Below are 18,179 nucleotides of genomic sequence, written 5' to 3' on the forward strand. Positions count from 1 at the left end.
AAGGTCGTGGCTGGCTGCTGAGGCAGCCTGATTTGGATATGCCTGGTGATGCAGCGCTTTGTAAAAGTGGAGTGCTGTTATAAACTTGGGCCACGTGTTGAGCCGTTTAACGGAGGGTAATTTCGATGTCAGGGTTCTTTTTTAGAATAGCGGCGACAGTGACCGCAATGGCTTGGGCATTGGGTGCAGTGGCTGCACCGCAGGAAGGGCCGGATGCGCCGTCCATGGCAGCGACTGAAATGTTGCCGCAGGTTGAGCAGATCATGCATCCGCAGCGGCCGCAGCGGGATTTTTTGCTGCAGGATGTGTATGTGGGGCTGTTTGCGCTGGATGTGCCTGCGGACATGGACTATATGGCCATTGGCGCGGATGTGATGCTGAATAATTATGATTATCTGGAACAGGCGCTGGCGGCCGGCGGCGGGCCGACGCGCGATCAGTATGACGTGCCGGAAAATCATTATCAGGACGGGGAACCGCTGAAATTGAACATACAGGTGGACGGGAAGGATTTTGTGTTTGCCTGCAGGTGGCTGGATGTGGATGACTGTGTGGCGCAAACGCTTGCGCGCAAGGGCGATGTGGCGGCATTGATTGAGCGCAACAAGGCGTTGCTGCAGCGTTATGTGGCGATTCAGCGGTTGCCGAACTATGGCGGTTATTTTTATCGGGTAATCGACCGTTTGCCCAGTTACCATTACGCTTTGCGGCTTTCTGAGTTGCGGCTGGCGCAGGCGCTGGTTGCGCTGGATGCAGGTGATGCGGATACGGCTTTTGCGTTGTTGCAGGCTGAGGCGGATTTTGCCCGGCGCATGCTGGTTCAGGAAAAAACGCTGATCGGGAAGATGGTTGCGATCAATGAGGTTTATACGGTTTACCATACGCTCAGTGTGCTGCTGGACAGCCCGCAGATGCGGCCTTATCTGCACGATGAGCGGTTGCAGGTGCTCATTGCGCCGTTGAGTGTAGATGAGCAGAAAGCGATGGTGGAGGGGTTTGCGGGAGAGCGCAATTTCATGATGTATACCCTGTGGCTGTATAACGTGGGCGTGGAGGAGGAGTTGGCGCAGGGGCCTCAAGGTGTGGTGAACTGGCTGGTGGTTCAGGCCAGCTATGATCCGGAGGCTTCGGAGAATCTGATTTTTCTGACCATGCAGCCGATGCTGGACCGGGCGGCGTTGGACATGGATGAAGTGGCTGATTTGTATGCCCGCGATGAGCTGCTTACGCCGGGGCAAGCACGCCGCGCTGTTTTTGATGCGCAGATGGCGTTGCAAAATGAGCGCCGGCAAAACGGTGAGCTGGTGCCGTCGAACTGGCTCGTCGAACAGGGGATTGGAGATACGCTGGATACGTTTGATGTGTATCTGAACCGTTTTTATGATGTGCACAGTTATCTGATGCTGGTGCATACCAAGTATCAGTTGGTGAGCGCGGGTGTGCCTGCGGCGCAGGCCGATGCGTTTATGCATGATACGGCGCTGCGGGCGTATCACCCGATTACGCGTGAGCCGTTTGTCTGGGATGCCCAGGCGCAGACGCTGAGTACCGCGTGGATTGCGCAGCAGCTTCCGACCGGGGCCAGGGGTAGTAACCAGAATCCTGAGCCGATGCCCAGGAATGCGGTGCATTTGCGCCTGGCGGACCGGTGATGCCATGGTCGTGATGCGATGGGTGGATTGGCTGCGTTTGTAGTGGGGGACGTGGATAATGAATGATGACCCGTATGATGTGATTTGCCCGGCTTGCGGGCAGATGGCGCAGTTTCATGAACCGTTTGTGTTTTTGAACCGCACGCCGAAAAGGGATGCGCAGCATCTATACCACCAGTGGGGTGGCTGGTATGTGATGGAGCGGTTCCCGCATTTGCTGCGGTGGACGCCACCGCAAAGTTCTTCTGACCAGATTTTGCGCGGTGCTGGCGATGATAAGCCGGGTTACCAGAGGTGGCACAAGGGTGTGGTGTTGTGTTCGCATTGTCACGATAACCGTGTGCATGTGCTGTCATGGCCGGAGGATGCATGGTGGCGATGGGAGGTTCGCGGCAGGTTGCTGTATGCGCGCAACCGTCAAGACGCGTTGCGGATTCTGGCGTTTGTGCGCCAGAAATTACGGCCTAAAAGGTGGTTTCGCAGTAGCCTAGGACATGTGCCGACGCATTTCCTGACCGAGCAGGTGCGCGATGAGGTGGTGAGCAGGATGCAGCGGTCTTTGCTGGGCAGCTAGGGGCGCCCGGCCTGTTGCCGACCTACACCATGGATGGTGGGGGCGCGGTGCTGATGGCGGCATCATGCCACCGCGTGTGGGGCCGGCTTAGGTTCCGGCTCAGCGGTAATGGGGCCGTGAATTGTGCTGTGAAGGTGGCCGCGATGAGGAGCGGTTTGATTTGCAGAAGGTCATGACTTCTCTTTTTTCAAGACTGGTTTCTGTGTAGCATACGATGCCGTTGCTGCCGATGATGGTGTTGCCTTCGCGCGTGTAGACGGTGCCGTTGGAACCCCACAGGCTGCTGCCCCTGAGCTGATAGATAATGTTGTTGCTGGCGTAGATGGTGTCGCCGTTGATGCGGTAGACTTCGCCATAGTTGGTGTAGATGTTGCGGCCTTTGATCTGGATGGCTGAGCCGTCTGAGCCGACGACCGCGTCGTTGTTGCGGTAGTAGGTGACGTCTGATTTGCCGCGGATGGCGGCCAGAAAGTCGGTAAAGTCTGCTGCTGACGCGCTGCCGATGCAAAGGCTGAGTATGCTCAAGGCCAACAGTATTTTTTTCATGGTCTTTTCCCCAGTTTTTGGTTTTGTGATTTGGTTGTTAGTTTATCTGAATCGGTTTAATGGCCTGTTACATCCGGGTAAAGTTTTGTAAAACGGATGGTGTTGCATGGATTCAGCAGCCATGTTATGTGTTTGAGCATTCCCGGTGTTGTGTCAATACCGTGCGTTGCGTGTGGGGTTGTGCACGGGTCTGTCAGACGGGATTGAGGGGCGGTATACGGGTAAAGTATCATCAGGTTTTTTGGCGCGGTTTTCGCGGGCTGGCTTTGGTATGGCGCGCGCGAGTGGCAGTTTGTGCAGCGGGTGGTGTTGTGGATGGTGTTACGGGTGCTGCGTCATGGGCGAAAGCGGGCCGGGCAAAGGTAAGCAGGCTCAGGCGTTCGCGCAGGAATGCGATGAAGCGCTGTGTTTTGGCGGGCAGCAGGCGGGTTTCGGTGAGCGCGTAGACGGGCACCGGTGTGCCCTGCCACAGGGGCAGGATGTGGCGTAGTTGTCCGCTGGCGAGGTCTTCGGTAACGACTTCTGCGGGCAGCATGATGATGCCCATGTCGAGTGTGGCCAGGCGGCGCAGCATGCCGACGTTGTTGATGGCAAAGCGGCTGTGGATGGGGATTTCCACGGTCTGGTCCGCGTTGTGCAGGGTCCATGTGCTGACTTTGGGAAAGTGCAGGCAATCATGCTGCTCAAGCTCGTGCGGGTGGGAGGGTTCGCCGTGGTGTTCCAGATAGCGCGGCGTGGCGTAGAGGTTGCTGGACAGGCGGGTGAGCTGGCGTGCGATGAGGCTGGAGCCGGGCGGCTCGCCGATGCGGATGGCGACATCGACCGGGTCGCTCACGAGGTCGGCGCGGCGCGGGGTGAGGTCAAATTCAAAACGGATGCCGGGGTACAGGCGGGCAAATTCGGCAATGAGCGGGGTGAGGAAAACGCTGGCAAAGTCGACCGGCAGCGACGCGCGCAGGGTGCCGCTGGGCTGTGCAAGCAGGTCACCCAGTTGTTCGTGTGCCAGGCGTGCTTCGTGGACAATGCGTTTGCAGCGGTCGTAGTAGATTTGCCCGGTTTCGGTGAGTTCGATTTTGCGGGTGGTGCGGTGCAGCAGCCGCAGGCCGATGGCTTGTTCAAGCGCCTTGATGCGCCGTGACAGGGTGGAGTTGGGCACACCGGTGATTTCAGCAGCGCGGCGAAAGCTCATGGCGTTGACGACTTCGACAAACAGGGCCATGTCATTGAGGAGTTCCATGGATGATGCTCCGTTTTATTGCGCCATAAATGAAATAATATTTTCCATTTTACCGCCTTTATTCCATTTTCATATTCATTGACAATAAAGCCATGCTTCAGTCAATACAGTAAAGGATTAAAAAGATGAGCAAGTTATTCACCCCCATTCAGACGGGCTGCTATCGCTGCCCAACCGCCTGGTGATGGCGGCCTGATGGGGATAAATGGTGTTTGTGTGTTAATGGTTGATGCGGACGAAGGTGGTATGTTTTCGTCTGCTGGAAAGGGGAATGATCATGAGTTGCGAAAAATTGGATGCAGGCAATGCGGTTATGTTGTTGATTGACCACCAGGTGGGCACGATGGGCTGGGTGAAGTCGATTGGATTTGAAGAGCTGAAGCGCAATGCGCTGATGCTGGCGCAGGCCGCGCGGATTCTCAAGCTGCCGGTGGTGCTGACTTCGAGCATGGAGGATTATGTGCAGGGGCCTTTACTGAGCGAGCTGGAGACGATTTTGCCACAGGCGTTTGCCGCACGTATCCGGCGGCGCGGGATTGTGAATGCGATGGAGGATGAAAGCTTTGCCGGTGCGGTCCAGGCAACCGGGCGCAGAAAGCTGATTATTGCCGGGGTGACCAATGATGTGTGTACGGTGTATCCGGCGCTGAGCTTGGTGCGTGATGGTTATGAGGTGCAGGTGGTGGCTGATGCCGGTGGCTCCCCAACGAAGATGGCCGATGACATTGCATTGCGGCGCATGGAGCGTGGCGGTGTGACGCTGACCAGTACCAACCAGTTGATTGCAGAGCTAGCCGGCAGCTGGAGCACGCCTGAAGGCGGGGAGCTGGTGCAGGTGATGATGGGGGCGTTGCAGGACGGATAGTTCAGCGCAGTTCATTTGGACCGCTGATGCGGTGGAAAAGCCTTTCGTCTTTGGGCGGAGGGCTTTTTTGTGTGCAGTGAGTGTTATTTATATTGCGTTCTTAATTCTGACATATTTTTGAGGATGGTGGGGAAGCGAGGGTTAAAAATAAGGTGATTTGATATAAGGGTTTTCAGCGTGAAAATGTATTTGTGGTGAAGAAGTGATAATGCCGTGTGTTGATATGTGTGAGTTTATATATTTTGAAAGGAGAGAGAGGATGAAGAATTTGGTTGCTGTCACGGTATTGTCTCTATGGTTGTTTGGTTGCAGTGTGACTACAGGTATTTTGGTGAATGTGGATGGCAAGAGCGAAGCCCTGATGGGTGAGGCGTATGCTTCTTTGTCGCAAGGGACTTTTTACGCTTCTGATTCAAGCGGTTTCTTTTGTAATGGGGATTATGACCAGTTCAGCACGAACGCGATGCTAGAAGTAAAGGTGAGCTGCTCTGACGGACGTACCGGAACGGCGCGTGTTTTGCGTTATGGGGAAAATCTGATGAATGGCTCGGGCATGGGAAAGCTGGAGGATGGGACAGAGTTCAGAATTTTAATGGGAGAGAAAGTGCATGAGGGGTCGGTGCATAACTTCTGAGGCGGATAGATTTCTGACGTTATTTTTGTGTATTGATGATAAAAGCCACTATAAGTGGCTTTTTGTTTGTGGCTGTGCGAAATGAGAGCAGATGAATAGGCAAGGGTATGCCATGTTCACATAAAGTGTGGCAGCGCTTCTACCATGCTGCATGGCCGGGGTTCAGCAGGAGCGTTCGAAGAGATAGCGCTGCCCGGAGTTCTCAGCAGGAGCATGGCGGCATTGAAAACATCGACAACATCGGAGGTATCGGCAAAGGTATCAGCGGCGGCAGCGTTGGATGAGATGGGCGCTGTTGATCTGGATTGGCTGGCGCCGGATTATGCGCCGGTGTGGCAGGCGCGCAGCGCACGGCTGGCGCTTTTGCAGGCTGATGCGCAGTTGCTCTCAGCGGTGAAAGCACATTACCGCGAGGAGCCGGTGGCGTTTATCAGCGACTGGCTGTGTACGTTTGACCCGCGCCATGTGGAGGTGGGGGGCGATGCGCTGACGCCGTTTGTGCTGTTTGAGCGCCAGGCCGAGTGCGTGCGCTGGCTGGTGGCGCGATGGCGCAGCCGTGAGGACGGGCTGGTTGAAAAAAGCCGCGACATGGGGGTGTCGTGGTTGTGTGTGGCCGTGGCGGTGTGGATGTGGCTGTTTCACCCGGGAGTGGTGATTGGTTTTGGCTCGCGCAAGGAGGAGTACGTAGATAAGGTGGGTGACCCGAAGTCGCTGTTTTGGAAGGTCCGCACGGCGTTGCAGTATTTGCCGCGTGAGTTTTTGCCTAAAGGGTATGACGAGAAGAGGCATGCGCCGGCGATGCGCATCATCAACCCGGAGAATGGCGCGGTGATGGTGGGCGAGGCGGGCAGCAATATCGGGCGTGGTAACCGCACGTCGATTTATTTTAAGGATGAGTCGGCGTTTTATGAGCAGCCCGAGGCGATTGAAGCGGCGCTGAGCCAGACGAGCAACTGCAAGATTGATGTGAGTACACCCAACGGGGTGGGTAATCCGTTTTACCGCAAGCGGCATGGCGGGCGTGTGCCGGTGTTTGTGTTTGACTGGCGGGACGACCCGCGCAAGGGTGCGGACTGGTACGCACGCCAGCAGGCGCTGCTGGATGCGGTGGTTCTGGCGCAGGAGGTGGACCGCAATTATGCGGCGTCGGTGAGTAATACGTATATACCGGGTGATGTGGTGAGCCAGTGTATGCGCTGCGGCCCGGCCGATGTGCATGCGCTGGGGCCGTTGCAGGTGGGTGTGGATGTGGCGCGGTTTGGTGATGATAAGAGTGTGATTACGTTGCGCCAGGGGCGTGTGGTGTTTCCTCAGGTGGTGTTCGGCCAGGCCGATGTGGTGGATGTGGCGGGCCGGGTGAAGGATGTGGTGCATGACTGGGGCGGTGTTTATAGCCGCCAGCGGGGGGCCGGTGTGGCACAGATTGCAGTGGATACGATTGGTATTGGCGCAGGGGTGGCGGATATTTTGCGGCGCGAGTTTGGGCCGGTGGTGGTGGATGTGAATTCGGCGCTGCGGCTCTCAGACGGACAGAACTATAACCTGCGCGCGCGGCTGTGGCGTGATTTGCGGGACTATCTGAAGGCTGGTGCGTCTTTGCCTAACGATGCGGAGTTGCAGACGGATTTGTCGGCGCTGCGTTACAGCTACAAAGGTGGTGCGCTGCTGATGGAGAGTAAAGAGGATGCGAAGCGGCGGGGCGTGAAGTCGCCCGACCGGGCGGATTCGCTGGCGCTGACGTTTGCCTACCCGGTGAGTGAGCGGCAGGAGCGGTTGCCGACGAAAGCGGTGGCGGATTTTAATTTCATGGATTGAGCGTGAGGATCAGGGAAGGGGGTTTGGTATGGCAGGGACGATGGCGGCTGTGGGTGGTTTTCTTTCAACGTATGGTTCGACGATTGCCGGTGTGGCGGGTGCGGCCGGGGCGGTTGGCAGCGCAATGATGGCATCCAAGGCGAATAAGGCCGGGCCGCAACTGGATACGCTGAGCAACAAGGAGGTGACGCCTAACAATGAGGCGGCACTGCGCAACGCGCAGGATATGGCGCGCCGCCGCAAGGGGGTGGCTGCGAATATTTTGACCGATGGCAGCGGTAATACGAGTGGTGCGGTAGCCAGCAAAACGCTGCTTGGGCAGTAAGGCGCGGCAGGAAACGGATGGCACAGATAAGAAGGGGGAGTGTGAGCATGGAGAAGGTTTCTGACCTGCTGGCGTTGCATGAGCAGTTGCGCCAGGAGCGCCGGTTGTATGAGCAGTTGTGGCAAAGTATTGCCGAGCGGGTGGCACCGAACCGGGCGAATTTCAGGGAGCACCGCTCGATGACCGATGAGGCGCTGTACAAGGGCAAGGCACGTACCGAGCATATTTATGATGCAACACCGGCGTTGGCGCTGAAACGTTTTGCGGCGGCGCTGTCGTCGCTGGCAACGCCGAAAAACCGCATGTGGCATGACATTAAGGCGGTGGATGAGGATCTGGACGGTGATCCGCAGGTGCGGGCTTATACCGAGCTGGTGCGCGACCGGTTGTTTTCGGCACGTTATTCGGCCAATTTTGATGTGGCCACGCAGGAGTGTTATCTGGATGCGGGCTGCTTTGGTAATGCGTGTATGTATGTGGGTGAGCGGCTGGGGCGTTCGCTGTATTACCGCCATGTGCCGCTGGAGCAGGTGTACTGGTGCAGCAATGATTATGGCGAGGTGGACTGGGTGGACCGCGAGTTTGCGCTGACGGCGCGCCAGGCGTATCAGCGGTTTGGCGACAGGCTGCCGGCAACGGTGATCAGTGCGAAGGAGCGCACGCCGAATCAGAAGTTCTGGTTTGTGCATATGGTGCGCCCGCGCAGGGAGCGTGAGCAGCAGCGGCTGGATGCACGTGGTATGGCGTTTGAGTCGATTTTTATTTCGCTGACGGGCTCGCAGGTGGTGGGTGAGGGCGGCTATCGCACGATGCCGTATTCGATTCTGCGGTTTTCGGGCGATGGTAATTATGGCGAGGGGCCGTGTGCGCTGGTGCTGCCTGATATCAAGATGCTCAATGTGATGAACCGCGACATGATGCAGGCCGCCGAGCTGGCGGTGATGCCGCCGATGCTGGCTGCGCGCGACGGGATTTTTTCGACCGGGTTTAATCTGACGCCGGGTGCTATTAATTATGGCGGGGTGGATGACCAGGGACGGCAACTGGCGATTCCAATGCAGTTTGGTAACAGTCTGCCGATTGGCATGGAGATGATGGAGCAAAAGCGCCAGATTATCAATGATGCGCTGTGGAACACGCTGTTTCAGATTCTGGTGCAGACGCCGAACATGACGGCCACCGAGGCGATGCTGCGTGCGCAGGAAAAGGGTGCGTTGCTGGCGCCTGCCGCGGCCCGGGTAGAGAGCGAGTTTTTGGAGCCGACGATTACGCGGGAGATTGATATTCTGGCCATGCATGAAGAGCTGCCGCAAATGCCTGAGGCGCTGATGGAGCAGGGCGGCGAGTACAGCATTGAGTATACGAATGAGCTGGCGCGTTACCGCCGTATGGATGACGGGGTGGCGATCATGCGTTCGATTGAGCAACTGGGCGCACTGGCGCAGGTGGCCGGGCCCGATGTGCTGGCGCGGGTGGATTTTGACCAGGCAGCCAAGGTGATGCTGGAGGTGAGCGGTGTGCCGGCGCGGGTGATCCGCGGGGATGATGAGGTGCAGGCGCTGATGGAGCAGCGGCAGGAGCAGCAGGCGCAGCAGCAACAGCAGATTCTGGCCGCCGCACCGGTAGCGGCAAGTGCCGCCAAGGATCTGGCGCAGGCGCAGGTGCTGGCTGCCACGGCAGAGCAGGGACCGATGCCGGGCGTTTTGCCGGGCTGATGGCGTAAGGGCTGGTAATGAACCGGATGACGTTTTTTAAGAATCTGCGGCACTGGTACCGGCGGGTGTTCTGGTACGGCGAGGTGATGCAGGATAACGCAGGTGCGGGTGGAGATGTTGGCACAGACGCAGATGCAGCGCAGGAGCAGGTGTTGAGCCGTGCGGCACAGAAGGTGCTGGCGGATTTGCGCGGCTTTTGCCGCGCCGATATGTCGTGCGTGGTTTTTGGCAAGGATGGGCGTGTGGATACGCACGCCACGGCGGTGCTGGAGGGGCGGCGCGAGGTGTGGCTGAAGATTGTGCAGACGCTCAATATCAGCGATGCACAGCTGGTGCGGCTGATGAATGCAGGCACAGGAAATGATGATCAACGATGGAGTGATGAGCATGGATACAGTGAATGATGCGGGTGTGGATAACAGGGCGGCGCAGGTGCGCGATGATGCTTCGGTGAGTGCGGCGTTGCTGGGCAGCCTGCAGGGGGAGGCAGTACAGCATGAGGCTAAAGGTGCCGCCGGGAATCATGCTGGTAATGAGCCTGGCAATGAAGCCGGGGATAAGGCCGGTTTGTTTGGCGATGGCACTGAGCAGCCGCAGGGTGTGCAGATGCCGGGGCAGGATGCCACACCGCAGCAGTGGGCGCAGTTTTATGAGCAGATTGGCCGGCCGCAACAGCCGCAGGATTATGAATTGCCGTTGCCGCAGGGCGATGATGGTGTTTTTGCCAAGGAGATGGCGCCGCTGCTGCACCAGGCAGGGTTGACGCAGCACCAGGCGGAAACGCTGGCGCAGGGCTGGAATGCGTATATGGCGCAGCAGGTGAGTGCAATGCAGTCACAACAGGAGCAGCAGCAGGCAGCGCAGGAGGCGCAGTACCAGGCCGAGGCGCAGGCGCTGAAGCAGGAGTGGCAGGGCCGCTATGACGCTAACATTGAGCTGGCGCGGCGTGCACGTGCGCAGTTTTTGCCGGCGGACCGGGCTGATGACATCATTAACGCACTGCAGGATGCCGTGGGGGTGAAGGCGACGGTGCAACTGCTGTATGAGATTGGCCGTGGGCTGGCCGAGGATGACGCGGCAGGGCTGGGCGGAAGTGGCCGTGCACAGGCAAGGAGTGCGGCAGAAGTGCTGTTTGACCGGGGCTGAGCAGAGTAAAGGTTTTGTTGAGGTAAAGAACCTGTAGTCCAAATGAATTGACGACCCGCCTGATGGCGGGTTTTTTTGTGTTTAAACGATATATGTAGAATGAAGGGGTTTGGACATGAATGAGAAGAGGACTGTATATGAAAGTATGGGAAAAATTTTTGCTGGGAGGAATGGCGGCATGTGCCTGTATGGTGTATGCACAGGCACAACAGGAACAGGGTGTAGTCATTGATGATATTGCGACAAAATCTGCTCCGTGGACTGTTGGGGAGCTTGTGGACAGCGCTGGTCCTTTGTATTCCAAGGCAGATGATGGCACTGATAAAAAGTATATCGTACAGATGAAGTTTTTAGGTATGACGGCGCAGGGCGATTACGTGTTGCAAGGGTTTTATCGGGAGGTATTGGCAGACGATAGCTTGAGTGAGATGGAAGTGAAGTTTTCAGACCCGTACGTGAAAATAGTTACTGATGGTAATGGGGGGTTAAGGACTGATCGTACATGGGATGCTGATCTTGAGGGGGTTTTGCGTTTGTGGTATCCAGAAGGAGAAAAATATGAAGAACGGCATTATCTGGATGGCAAACGTCATGGCGATTGGATGGGATGGTATAGAAACGGGCAGCCATCCTGGGAGAAGCATTATTTGAATGGCGAATCCACTGCGAAATGGGTTGGTTGGTATAGCAACAGGCAAAAAGAATGGGAGTACCAGTTTAAGGATGGACAATTGGATGGTGTTCGAAGTAATTGGTACGAGAATGGCACGTCCATGCGGGAAGAGACATACCAGATGGGTGTACTGAATGGCCCGTGGAGCATGTGGTATGAGAATGGGCAAAAACGGCAGTCAGGGCAGTATGATCATGATAAACGGCAGAGGTTGTGGGTGTCATGGTACGAAAATGGGCAGAAAAAGTTGGAGTGTCATTATGAAAATGGCCAATGGAGTGGTACCTGGACAATGTGGTATGAAAATGGACAAAAGAGCAATGAGGGAAGTTACCGCAATGGCGTGAAAACGGGAGTCTGGTACCACTGGGATGAGGATGGGAAACTGGTCGATCAAAAAGACTATCCGAGCTCAGACAATGGATAAGTTGTAAACAGCAAAAGCGATGATGGACGTGCCAGCATGTGGTATGGCTGTGTTCAGTGAAACCCCATGCTGTTGTTGCGCACGAGTACCGGCTTGCCATCTTGGATTTCGTAGATTTCTTCAATGGAAAAGCGGGCTGAGCCGCCAAAGCAGTCGTAGCCGTAGGGCGCCAGCAGCGCAAACTGGTCGCCAGTGGCGTTGACGCCGATGTGCTGAAAGGTGCAGGTGTTGCTGATGTCGGCCAGGGCCGACTGGCTGGCCGCAAAGCGGGTGGTGGTGATGCGCCCGTTGGTGCGGGTGGAGACGATGAAGACCGGGCAGCCTTGTGCGGTGGGGGTTGAGTCGCAGTCGGGGAGGGGGACGTCGTCATCGCTGGTGCGCATGTGTTCGGCGGCTTCGGGGTAGAGGCCGGTGTCAAAGCGGATGCACAGGTTGTCGTTCAGGCGTGTGGCAGTGCTGTCAAACGGGCATGGCGGTTGCACTGTATACCGGTCGGCCTGGCTGACCTGGTTTTGCCAGTAGTTGGCGCGGGTGATGGTGTCGGTGCAGTGGGCGATTAACTGGCTTGTGTTGTGAGCGGTGGCGCGGCGCAGGTTTTCGGGCAGCCAGGTTACGGGAGTGTAGTCTTCGTCGAGCAGCGGGGTCAGCGCGCTCAGGCAGGTGCAGCCGTTGTTGTATATGTCGTCATATATGTTTTTCTGCGGGGCATGCAGCAGGTAGAACATGCTGTCATTGAGTAGCCAGGCGTAGGCGGTGGTGGCTGCCAGGTCGGCCGGGGGTGTCTGGTTTTCGCTGCTGGGGTTTTCGGGGCGGTTAAGGCAGTCGGCATCAATGGCGTCTTGCAGCAGTTCCATGGCCGCTTGTGCGGCCTGCTCGGTTTTTCCCTGGTTTTGATATGCGGCAAGTGCCTGCTGGCGCAGGTTTTCCAGATGCTGTTGGGTACATTGGGCATATTGGGCTGCGGCGCTGTTTTCGGATGCGGTCTGATCGGCGTGTGCGTTAGGTGGGAGGACCAGCATTGCAAACAGCAGCATGGCCTGAATTGCGAAGGTGGCGGCTTGGTGTGCCTGCATGTCAGTGTATTCCTATGGGGGTTGATGGTGGGGCAAGGCGGGTTGCTGTTGCTGCTAATTATATGTGGGGTGCCTGGTTTTGCGGGGGTATTGCGGGATCTGTATACAATGAATCTGACGATGTTTTTTGGATGTGGGGTCAAGGCGTGATAGGAGGTGGCGGCATGAAACGGATGGGGTGGTGTGTGTTGAGCACTGTGGTTGCGCTGGTGTTGGGCGCATGTAGTGGCATGCGCGGGCCGTTGCTGGATGCACAGGCTGCTGCTGCAACGACTGCCGCCGCGCCATGGTCTGCGGGTGCGGTGGTGGCTGAAGGCAGGGTTGCTGCCCCGCAGGGTGTGTATCTGCTGTACCGGCGTTTTCTGGGTATGGTGGAGGGTGGCGGTTATCTGGTGCAGGATTTTTACCGCACGGGCGATGCCAAGTTGTCTGATGCTTATGTGGTGACGCGGCGCAATGAGGTGGTTTCCACGTGTTTCAAGGCGGCGTGCCGCCATTCGGTGCAGGGGGCTTATGCGTTGTGGCATCCGGATGGGGCGCCGATGATGAGCGGGCAGTATCAGGATGGTGTGGCGTACGGACAGTGGCGCTGGTGGCATGACAGCGGTCAGATGAGTGTGCAGGGGGATTACCGCGATGATATGGCGCAGGGGCTGTGGTTGTACTGGTATGAGAGCGGTGAGCGGCAGATGCAGGGGCGTTATGAAGATGATATGGCACAAGGGGTGTGGGTGCAGTGGTATGAAGGCGGCGGCAAGTCTGTAGAGGGGCCGTATCTGGATGACGTGGCTGACGGGTTATGGTCATACTGGTATGAGAGTGGCGTGATGTCGATGCAGGCGCATTATGAAAAGGGGCTGTTGCAGGGCACTTGGACGGTGTGGAATGAGGACGGGCAGAAGCGGGAGGAAGGGTCGTATATGGATAATGTGCGCCAGGGCTTGTGGACATGGTGGTATGACGATGGTGCTTATGAACAGGCGCAGTTTCAGAATGATGTGAGGCAGGGGCTTGCTACGACATGGTATGCCAGCGGGCATAAGTGGAGCGAGGGCCGTTATCTGAATAATGAGAAGGATGGGCTGTGGGTGAGCTGGTTTGAAAATGGTGTGAAGGCCGAAGAGGGGATGTTCAATAATGGGCAGTTGAGGGGGGTATGGCGGGTCTGGAATGAACACGGGCAACTGGTGCATGAGGAGGATTATGGTGTGCCTGCTGAATGAGGGGCTGGTATAAAATGGTTTTGTGAAATAGCTTTCTTAAATGGTTTTGCCGATGTGCGGGTGTAGCAGGTGTATGTTGGCGGTACAAGATGATGCAAGGATATGAGATGAAAAAGTGGCTGGCAGCGGGGGTTTTGTTGTTTGCGGGGGCTTTGGCCGGGGCACAGGGCGCGGTTGAAAGCAATAGTGCGGCGGCGCTGGATGAGGCGGCTACGGCTGCTGCACCATGGCCGGTGGGTGATGTGGTGAGCCGGTATTCGGATGATTATGAAAGTAGTGAGCAGTTGAGTGATTTGTACCGCCGCCATGGTGCGCAGGTGTTTGTGGTGTTTGATGCGTATCGTAAATTTTTAGGGGTGACGCCTGAGGGCGGTTATCTGGTACAGGATTTTTATGAGGAGAATGATAAGCTGTATACCGAGCCGTTTGTACTGATGGATGCACAGGAGGTGGTGCTCAAGGAGGATGTGCTGCGGCCGGGGTACAGGTCTTTTTCGGGGCCGCTGGTGACGTGGTATCTGAATGGGCGCCAACAGCAGCAGGTGTTTTATGTGGATGGCGGTTTGCAGGGGCCGCTGATGACCTGGTACGACAATGGGCAGAAGCGGGAGGAAACGCAGTTTGAGGGGAATCAGCCCCATGGCTTGTGGACGACCTGGCATGATAACGGGCAAAAGCGCAGCGAGCTGTATTTCGAGCATGGTCGTAAAGTGGGGCTGTGGCGCATGTGGGACCGTGACGGCAAGTTGGTGGATGAGCAGGATCATGGGAGTGTGGCCGCAGAATCGGTGAATTGAACGGATATCAGATGGTGTGAAAAAACCACCCGCGCATTGGCCGGGTGGTTTTTTTATGGGCGCTGCTGTATGAGCCGGTGTTGCAACCCTTAGGGACGGTATAAAAGTCTAGGTGTTTTCCATGATGCGCGCTGTATAAAGGGGGCTGTTTTGGTGACGGTGACCGGGCCGGGTTGTGTGTGGTATGTGTATGGCAATGGGGTGTTACAAGCTGGGCGAAGGTGTTTTCCCTGTGAAAGCGGGTGTGGGCCTGGCTGGTGTGGCCTGTCTATCCGGCTGAAAAATGGGGGGTGTGGGTATGCATACGGGTGCAAAGATAGGTGCAGAGAAAAGTGGCTATGGCATAGATGGGGTTATTTTTTTTGGGCATGATGGCGACCTGTGCGGTTCTGATTTTGTGTGAATGCCAGCGTGGTGCTGAACCGGTGCTGGTGTATGTCGGTGTATGCCGGGTGGCGTGTTGCTGGCGGACAGTCCGGTTGGCTTGTGTTCAAACGGATGTGTTTTGCGGCAGATGGAGCCTGCTACCTTTGGCATTAAATGGAGTTGATGATGTATTTTTGAGTGTTGAAGAGCGTTTCGGTTGAAGAAAGTCTGTATCTCTGTCCTCCAGAGCAGTCTTTCTACTTTTGGCACCCAGTGCCAGCCACCCGCCCCGGTGGCTTTTTTTTGCCTGTTCGATACGGAAATGTCAGAAAGATGGCAAGAGGGTAAGAAACTTTGCGTCATGGGGCTCATGGACACAGGGACAGGCTGAATGGATTCCGTGATGCGCGGTGTGGTCAAAATGCGGTTTGTTCTTTGTATGGAAAACCACCTGATTCAAACCAGGTGGTTTTTTATGGGCATATATCAGGGTGTTTGTTTGCAGGTGTTCAGTTTTAAATGGTGAATATGAATTTATTTGTAGAATGCAGCCACTGCATGGATAAATTGTGGATGGTGACTGCATATGCGTAAGGTATGGATGGGTTTGTTGGGCATGATGGCTGCGCTGCTGCTGGGCGGCTGTGCCGGCATGTCGGGTGAGCGGTCGGATAGGGATGTGTCTGCGCAGATAGATAGAGCTGCGACTGCGGTAGCACCGTGGGGCGTGGGCGAGGTGGTGGCCACAGGGAGCCTGCCTTCCGGAGGCGGGCCGGTTGAGGTGTACCGGCGTTTTGTCGGGGTGTCTGTCAATGGTTTTTTTGTGGTGCAGGATTTTTATGCGCATGGCGATGCGAAGCTCAGCGATCCGTATGAACTGATGCAGCAACGCGATGTGTCTGAGGCCGGGTTTGATGCATGGCGCGGTGAGGCGATTTCGGGGCCGTATCTGGGCTGGTATTCGGATGGTGGGGAAAAATATCAACTGTTCTTTGTGCATGGGCGGCAATCGGGTGATGCGGTGATGTGGGGTGAGGATGGCGCCAAAGCCATCGAGGGTATGTATGAGGATGGTCTGGCGCATGGACGCTGGACGGTCTGGCATGATAACGGGCAGATGCGGGAAACGGGGGCATACGTGCATGACCACCAGCAGGGGCTGTGGCAGGAGTGGTATGCCAACGGGCAACTGGCCTCGGAAGGTGCTTACCAGGATGGCGAGCCTGACGGGGTGTGGTGTTATTGGTATGAGAACGGTCACAAGTCGATGTCGGGCTTTTTTGAAAAGGGTCAAAGGCGCGGTGTGTGGCAGCGCTGGAGTGAGTCCGGTGAGTTGATTGAAAAGATGGATTACGGTGGCATGGTGCCAGCGTTGTGAGTTTTGTCAGGTTTTTTTAACCAGGAGTGTATCAGTGAAAAAGCAGTTGGTAGTTTTGGCTTGTTGGGCTACTTTGGCATGGGGCGCATCTGCGCAGGAAATTCCGTTGGTGGATGCGGCGGCAACGCTGGCCGCGCCGTGGGAGATGGGAGCCCAGGTGGCAACGCAACCGATATCTGAGGCCTGTGGTGCCAAGTCGGTGGTGCGCCGGTTTTTGGGAATGACGGTTGATGGCCACTACCTGGTACAGGATTTTTTTCATGTGCGTACCGATGAGGCCGGCAAGCCGGTGGAGTTGAAGCTGACCGATCCATACATGGTGGTCAAGCGTGAGGATGTGGAACGGGGTGATTTTTTTAAACCTTATGAGCGGGATGTTTCGGGTGCCTATGTGCGCTGGTCTTGCGATGGCAAGGAAAGGGTGCTGGGCGCCTATGAGAACGGGTTGCAGAGCGGCCCCTGGGTGTTCTGGCATGCCAATGGGCAGAAGTCGGCAGAGGGTGAATACGTAGCCGGTAAGTCGCATGGTGTATGGACGCACTGGAGCGACAACGGTACCAAGACGGAATCCGGCGAATGGAGCAATGGCGAACGCCAGGGGCTGTGGAGCGAATGGTATGACAATGGCCAGAAGAAGTCAGAAGGATCGTATGTGGCAGGTACCAAACAGGGCCACTGGACCAGTTGGCATGATAACGGCCAGAAGTCGGTAGAAGGTGCATACAAGGATGGTGAGATGCAGGGCCTGTGGGTGCGCTGGCATGCCAACGGGCAGAAGAATTCAGAGGGCAGCTACGATGGCGCCAAGCCGCAGGGGCATTGGGTCGAGTGGTACGCCAACGGGCAAAAGTTTGAGGAGGGGGACTACCAGGATGGCCGCAAGCACGGCGCCTGGATTCAGTGGCATGACAACGGTCAGAAGCAGACCGAAGGTGAGTTCAAGGATGGGCAGTTGCAGGGTACCTGGACACAGTGGCATGATAACGGCCAGAAAGCCGTAGAGGGCCAGTATCTGGATGGCAAGCAGCAAGGCCAGTGGACTCAGTGGCATGCCAATGGCCAAAAGGCCAGTGAAGGCAGTTACCGCAGTGGTTCCAAAGTGGGCATATGGAGCCAGTGGGACGATAGCGGCAAGCTGCTGGATGAAGTGAACTATGGCGGCTCGGTATAATAACCTGGTATAAGGGCTGCCGGATGCCGCTGTGTTTGAGGTAGCAACTTCTGCATAAGGCGGTACCGGGTTCGACAATGGACCACCTGTCATGACGGCAGGTGGTTTTTTTATGGTTGTGGCCGGTTTGTTGGGATATCTGGTGCGTTTGGGGTGCGCAAGCAGGTATAAATACAATTGGCGAAGGGGCATTTGAGACCTTGTGCCAAGAAGGGGTTTGGCAGGGTGTGTGCCGGCATGGCTGGTTGTGTATTTTCAGAGGGAAAAGGGCCAAAGAGGCTTTGTGCCAGCCGCTGTTTTGCGGCTGGTTGTACCTGCGATGTGTTGCCTGATTGGTATATGGCATGTGCGTAATTGGCACAGCGGTGTTAGACTGTAATTACTTTCGGTGTGTGTTTATTTCTTTTAAACGGGTCGCACTGAATGTCTGTGGCATCAGGCCGTGTGTGGTGGTTTTGTCAAACCGTATGCAGGCTGAAATGTGATGCAAAGAATGGCGTCTGTGGGCAGGGCGGTTGTGTTTTCTCGATAGGCATGTGCCAGCAATAAGGCACGTTGTTTA

17 protein-coding genes are annotated in these 18,179 nt (G+C 56.4%); 14 read left to right on the top strand and 3 right to left on the bottom strand.

Translation table 11 applies throughout. The annotated features are described in order from the left end of the window. The first annotated feature begins 167 nt into the window (after positions 1 to 167). Both CUZ56_RS08885 and CUZ56_RS08890 read left to right on the top strand, forming a co-directional pair. Positions 168 to 1,652, top strand: coding sequence for a hypothetical protein (locus CUZ56_RS08885; RefSeq protein ID WP_126980038.1), 1,485 nt, complete (start codon positions 168 to 170; stop codon positions 1,650 to 1,652). A 58-nt stretch (positions 1,653 to 1,710) separates the two neighbouring features. After that, positions 1,711 to 2,226 carry a hypothetical protein gene (locus tag CUZ56_RS08890; RefSeq protein ID WP_126980039.1) on the top strand — a complete coding sequence of 172 codons (516 nt, stop codon included), beginning with the start codon at positions 1,711 to 1,713 and terminating at the stop codon, positions 2,224 to 2,226. 99 nt (positions 2,227 to 2,325) lie between these two features. On the opposite strand, the gene CUZ56_RS08895 is transcribed toward CUZ56_RS08890, so the two are convergent. Both CUZ56_RS08895 and CUZ56_RS08900 read right to left on the bottom strand, forming a co-directional pair. Next, entirely contained in the window at positions 2,326 to 2,772 is a 447-nt protein-coding gene (locus CUZ56_RS08895) for a hypothetical protein (RefSeq protein WP_126980040.1), read from the bottom strand. 232 nt (positions 2,773 to 3,004) lie between these two features. Further along, positions 3,005 to 4,009, bottom strand: coding sequence for a LysR family transcriptional regulator (locus CUZ56_RS08900; protein ID WP_126980041.1), 1,005 nt, complete (start codon positions 4,007 to 4,009; stop codon positions 3,005 to 3,007). Between the two features lie 277 nt (positions 4,010 to 4,286). Here CUZ56_RS08900 and CUZ56_RS08905 point away from each other — a divergent pair, with 277 nt between their 5' ends. The 8 genes from CUZ56_RS08905 (at position 4,287) to CUZ56_RS08940 (ending at position 11,609) form a co-directional block, all read left to right on the top strand. Further along, a complete protein-coding gene (locus CUZ56_RS08905; RefSeq protein ID WP_126980042.1) occupies positions 4,287 to 4,874 on the top strand; it encodes an isochorismatase family protein in 588 nt (195 codons plus the stop codon). Between the two features lie 259 nt (positions 4,875 to 5,133). Further along, positions 5,134 to 5,508: a hypothetical protein gene (locus tag CUZ56_RS08910; RefSeq protein WP_126980043.1), complete on the top strand. Its 375-nt coding sequence runs from the start codon at positions 5,134 to 5,136 to the stop codon at positions 5,506 to 5,508. 213 nt (positions 5,509 to 5,721) lie between these two features. Beyond that, positions 5,722 to 7,323: a TerL protein gene (locus tag CUZ56_RS08915; RefSeq protein ID WP_126980044.1), complete on the top strand. Its 1,602-nt coding sequence runs from the start codon at positions 5,722 to 5,724 to the stop codon at positions 7,321 to 7,323. Positions 7,324 to 7,351: 28 nt separating this feature from the next. Next, positions 7,352 to 7,648: a hypothetical protein gene (locus CUZ56_RS08920; protein ID WP_126980045.1), complete on the top strand. Its 297-nt coding sequence runs from the start codon at positions 7,352 to 7,354 to the stop codon at positions 7,646 to 7,648. 47 nt (positions 7,649 to 7,695) lie between these two features. After that, positions 7,696 to 9,363: a portal protein gene (locus tag CUZ56_RS08925; protein WP_162615299.1), complete on the top strand. Its 1,668-nt coding sequence runs from the start codon at positions 7,696 to 7,698 to the stop codon at positions 9,361 to 9,363. A gap of 26 nt (positions 9,364 to 9,389) precedes the next feature. Then, complete coding sequence (locus CUZ56_RS08930) at positions 9,390 to 9,767, top strand: Bbp19 family protein (RefSeq protein ID WP_126980047.1); 378 nt, start codon at positions 9,390 to 9,392, stop codon at positions 9,765 to 9,767. Continuing rightward, positions 9,751 to 10,509, top strand: a complete 759-nt coding sequence (locus CUZ56_RS08935) for a hypothetical protein (RefSeq protein WP_126980048.1) — start codon at positions 9,751 to 9,753, stop codon at positions 10,507 to 10,509. Before CUZ56_RS08930 ends, CUZ56_RS08935 begins: the two co-directional genes overlap by 17 nt. 137 nt (positions 10,510 to 10,646) lie before the next feature. Continuing rightward, positions 10,647 to 11,609, top strand: coding sequence for a toxin-antitoxin system YwqK family antitoxin (locus CUZ56_RS08940; RefSeq protein ID WP_162615300.1), 963 nt, complete (start codon positions 10,647 to 10,649; stop codon positions 11,607 to 11,609). Between the two features lie 53 nt (positions 11,610 to 11,662). On the opposite strand, the gene CUZ56_RS08945 is transcribed toward CUZ56_RS08940, so the two are convergent. Continuing rightward, positions 11,663 to 12,682: a hypothetical protein gene (locus CUZ56_RS08945; protein WP_126980050.1), complete on the bottom strand. Its 1,020-nt coding sequence runs from the start codon at positions 12,680 to 12,682 to the stop codon at positions 11,663 to 11,665. A 164-nt stretch (positions 12,683 to 12,846) separates the two neighbouring features. On the opposite strand from CUZ56_RS08945, the gene CUZ56_RS08950 reads away from it, so the two are divergent. The 4 genes from CUZ56_RS08950 to CUZ56_RS08965 all read left to right on the top strand — a co-directional run bounded on the left by CUZ56_RS08950 (position 12,847) and on the right by CUZ56_RS08965 (position 17,617). Continuing rightward, entirely contained in the window at positions 12,847 to 13,905 is a 1,059-nt protein-coding gene (locus CUZ56_RS08950) for a toxin-antitoxin system YwqK family antitoxin (RefSeq protein WP_162615301.1), read from the top strand. Between the two features lie 107 nt (positions 13,906 to 14,012). After that, positions 14,013 to 14,702, top strand: a complete 690-nt coding sequence (locus CUZ56_RS08955; protein ID WP_162615302.1) for a toxin-antitoxin system YwqK family antitoxin — start codon at positions 14,013 to 14,015, stop codon at positions 14,700 to 14,702. A gap of 952 nt (positions 14,703 to 15,654) precedes the next feature. After that, a complete protein-coding gene (locus CUZ56_RS08960; protein ID WP_126980053.1) occupies positions 15,655 to 16,446 on the top strand; it encodes a toxin-antitoxin system YwqK family antitoxin in 792 nt (263 codons plus the stop codon). Between the two features lie 34 nt (positions 16,447 to 16,480). Continuing rightward, a complete protein-coding gene (locus tag CUZ56_RS08965) occupies positions 16,481 to 17,617 on the top strand; it encodes a toxin-antitoxin system YwqK family antitoxin (RefSeq protein WP_126980054.1) in 1,137 nt (378 codons plus the stop codon). Positions 17,618 to 18,179 lie beyond the last annotated feature (562 nt).

The organism is Saezia sanguinis (assembly GCF_003991585.1).
In the GTDB taxonomy this organism is placed as follows: Bacteria; Pseudomonadota; Gammaproteobacteria; order Burkholderiales; family Burkholderiaceae_C; genus Saezia; species Saezia sanguinis.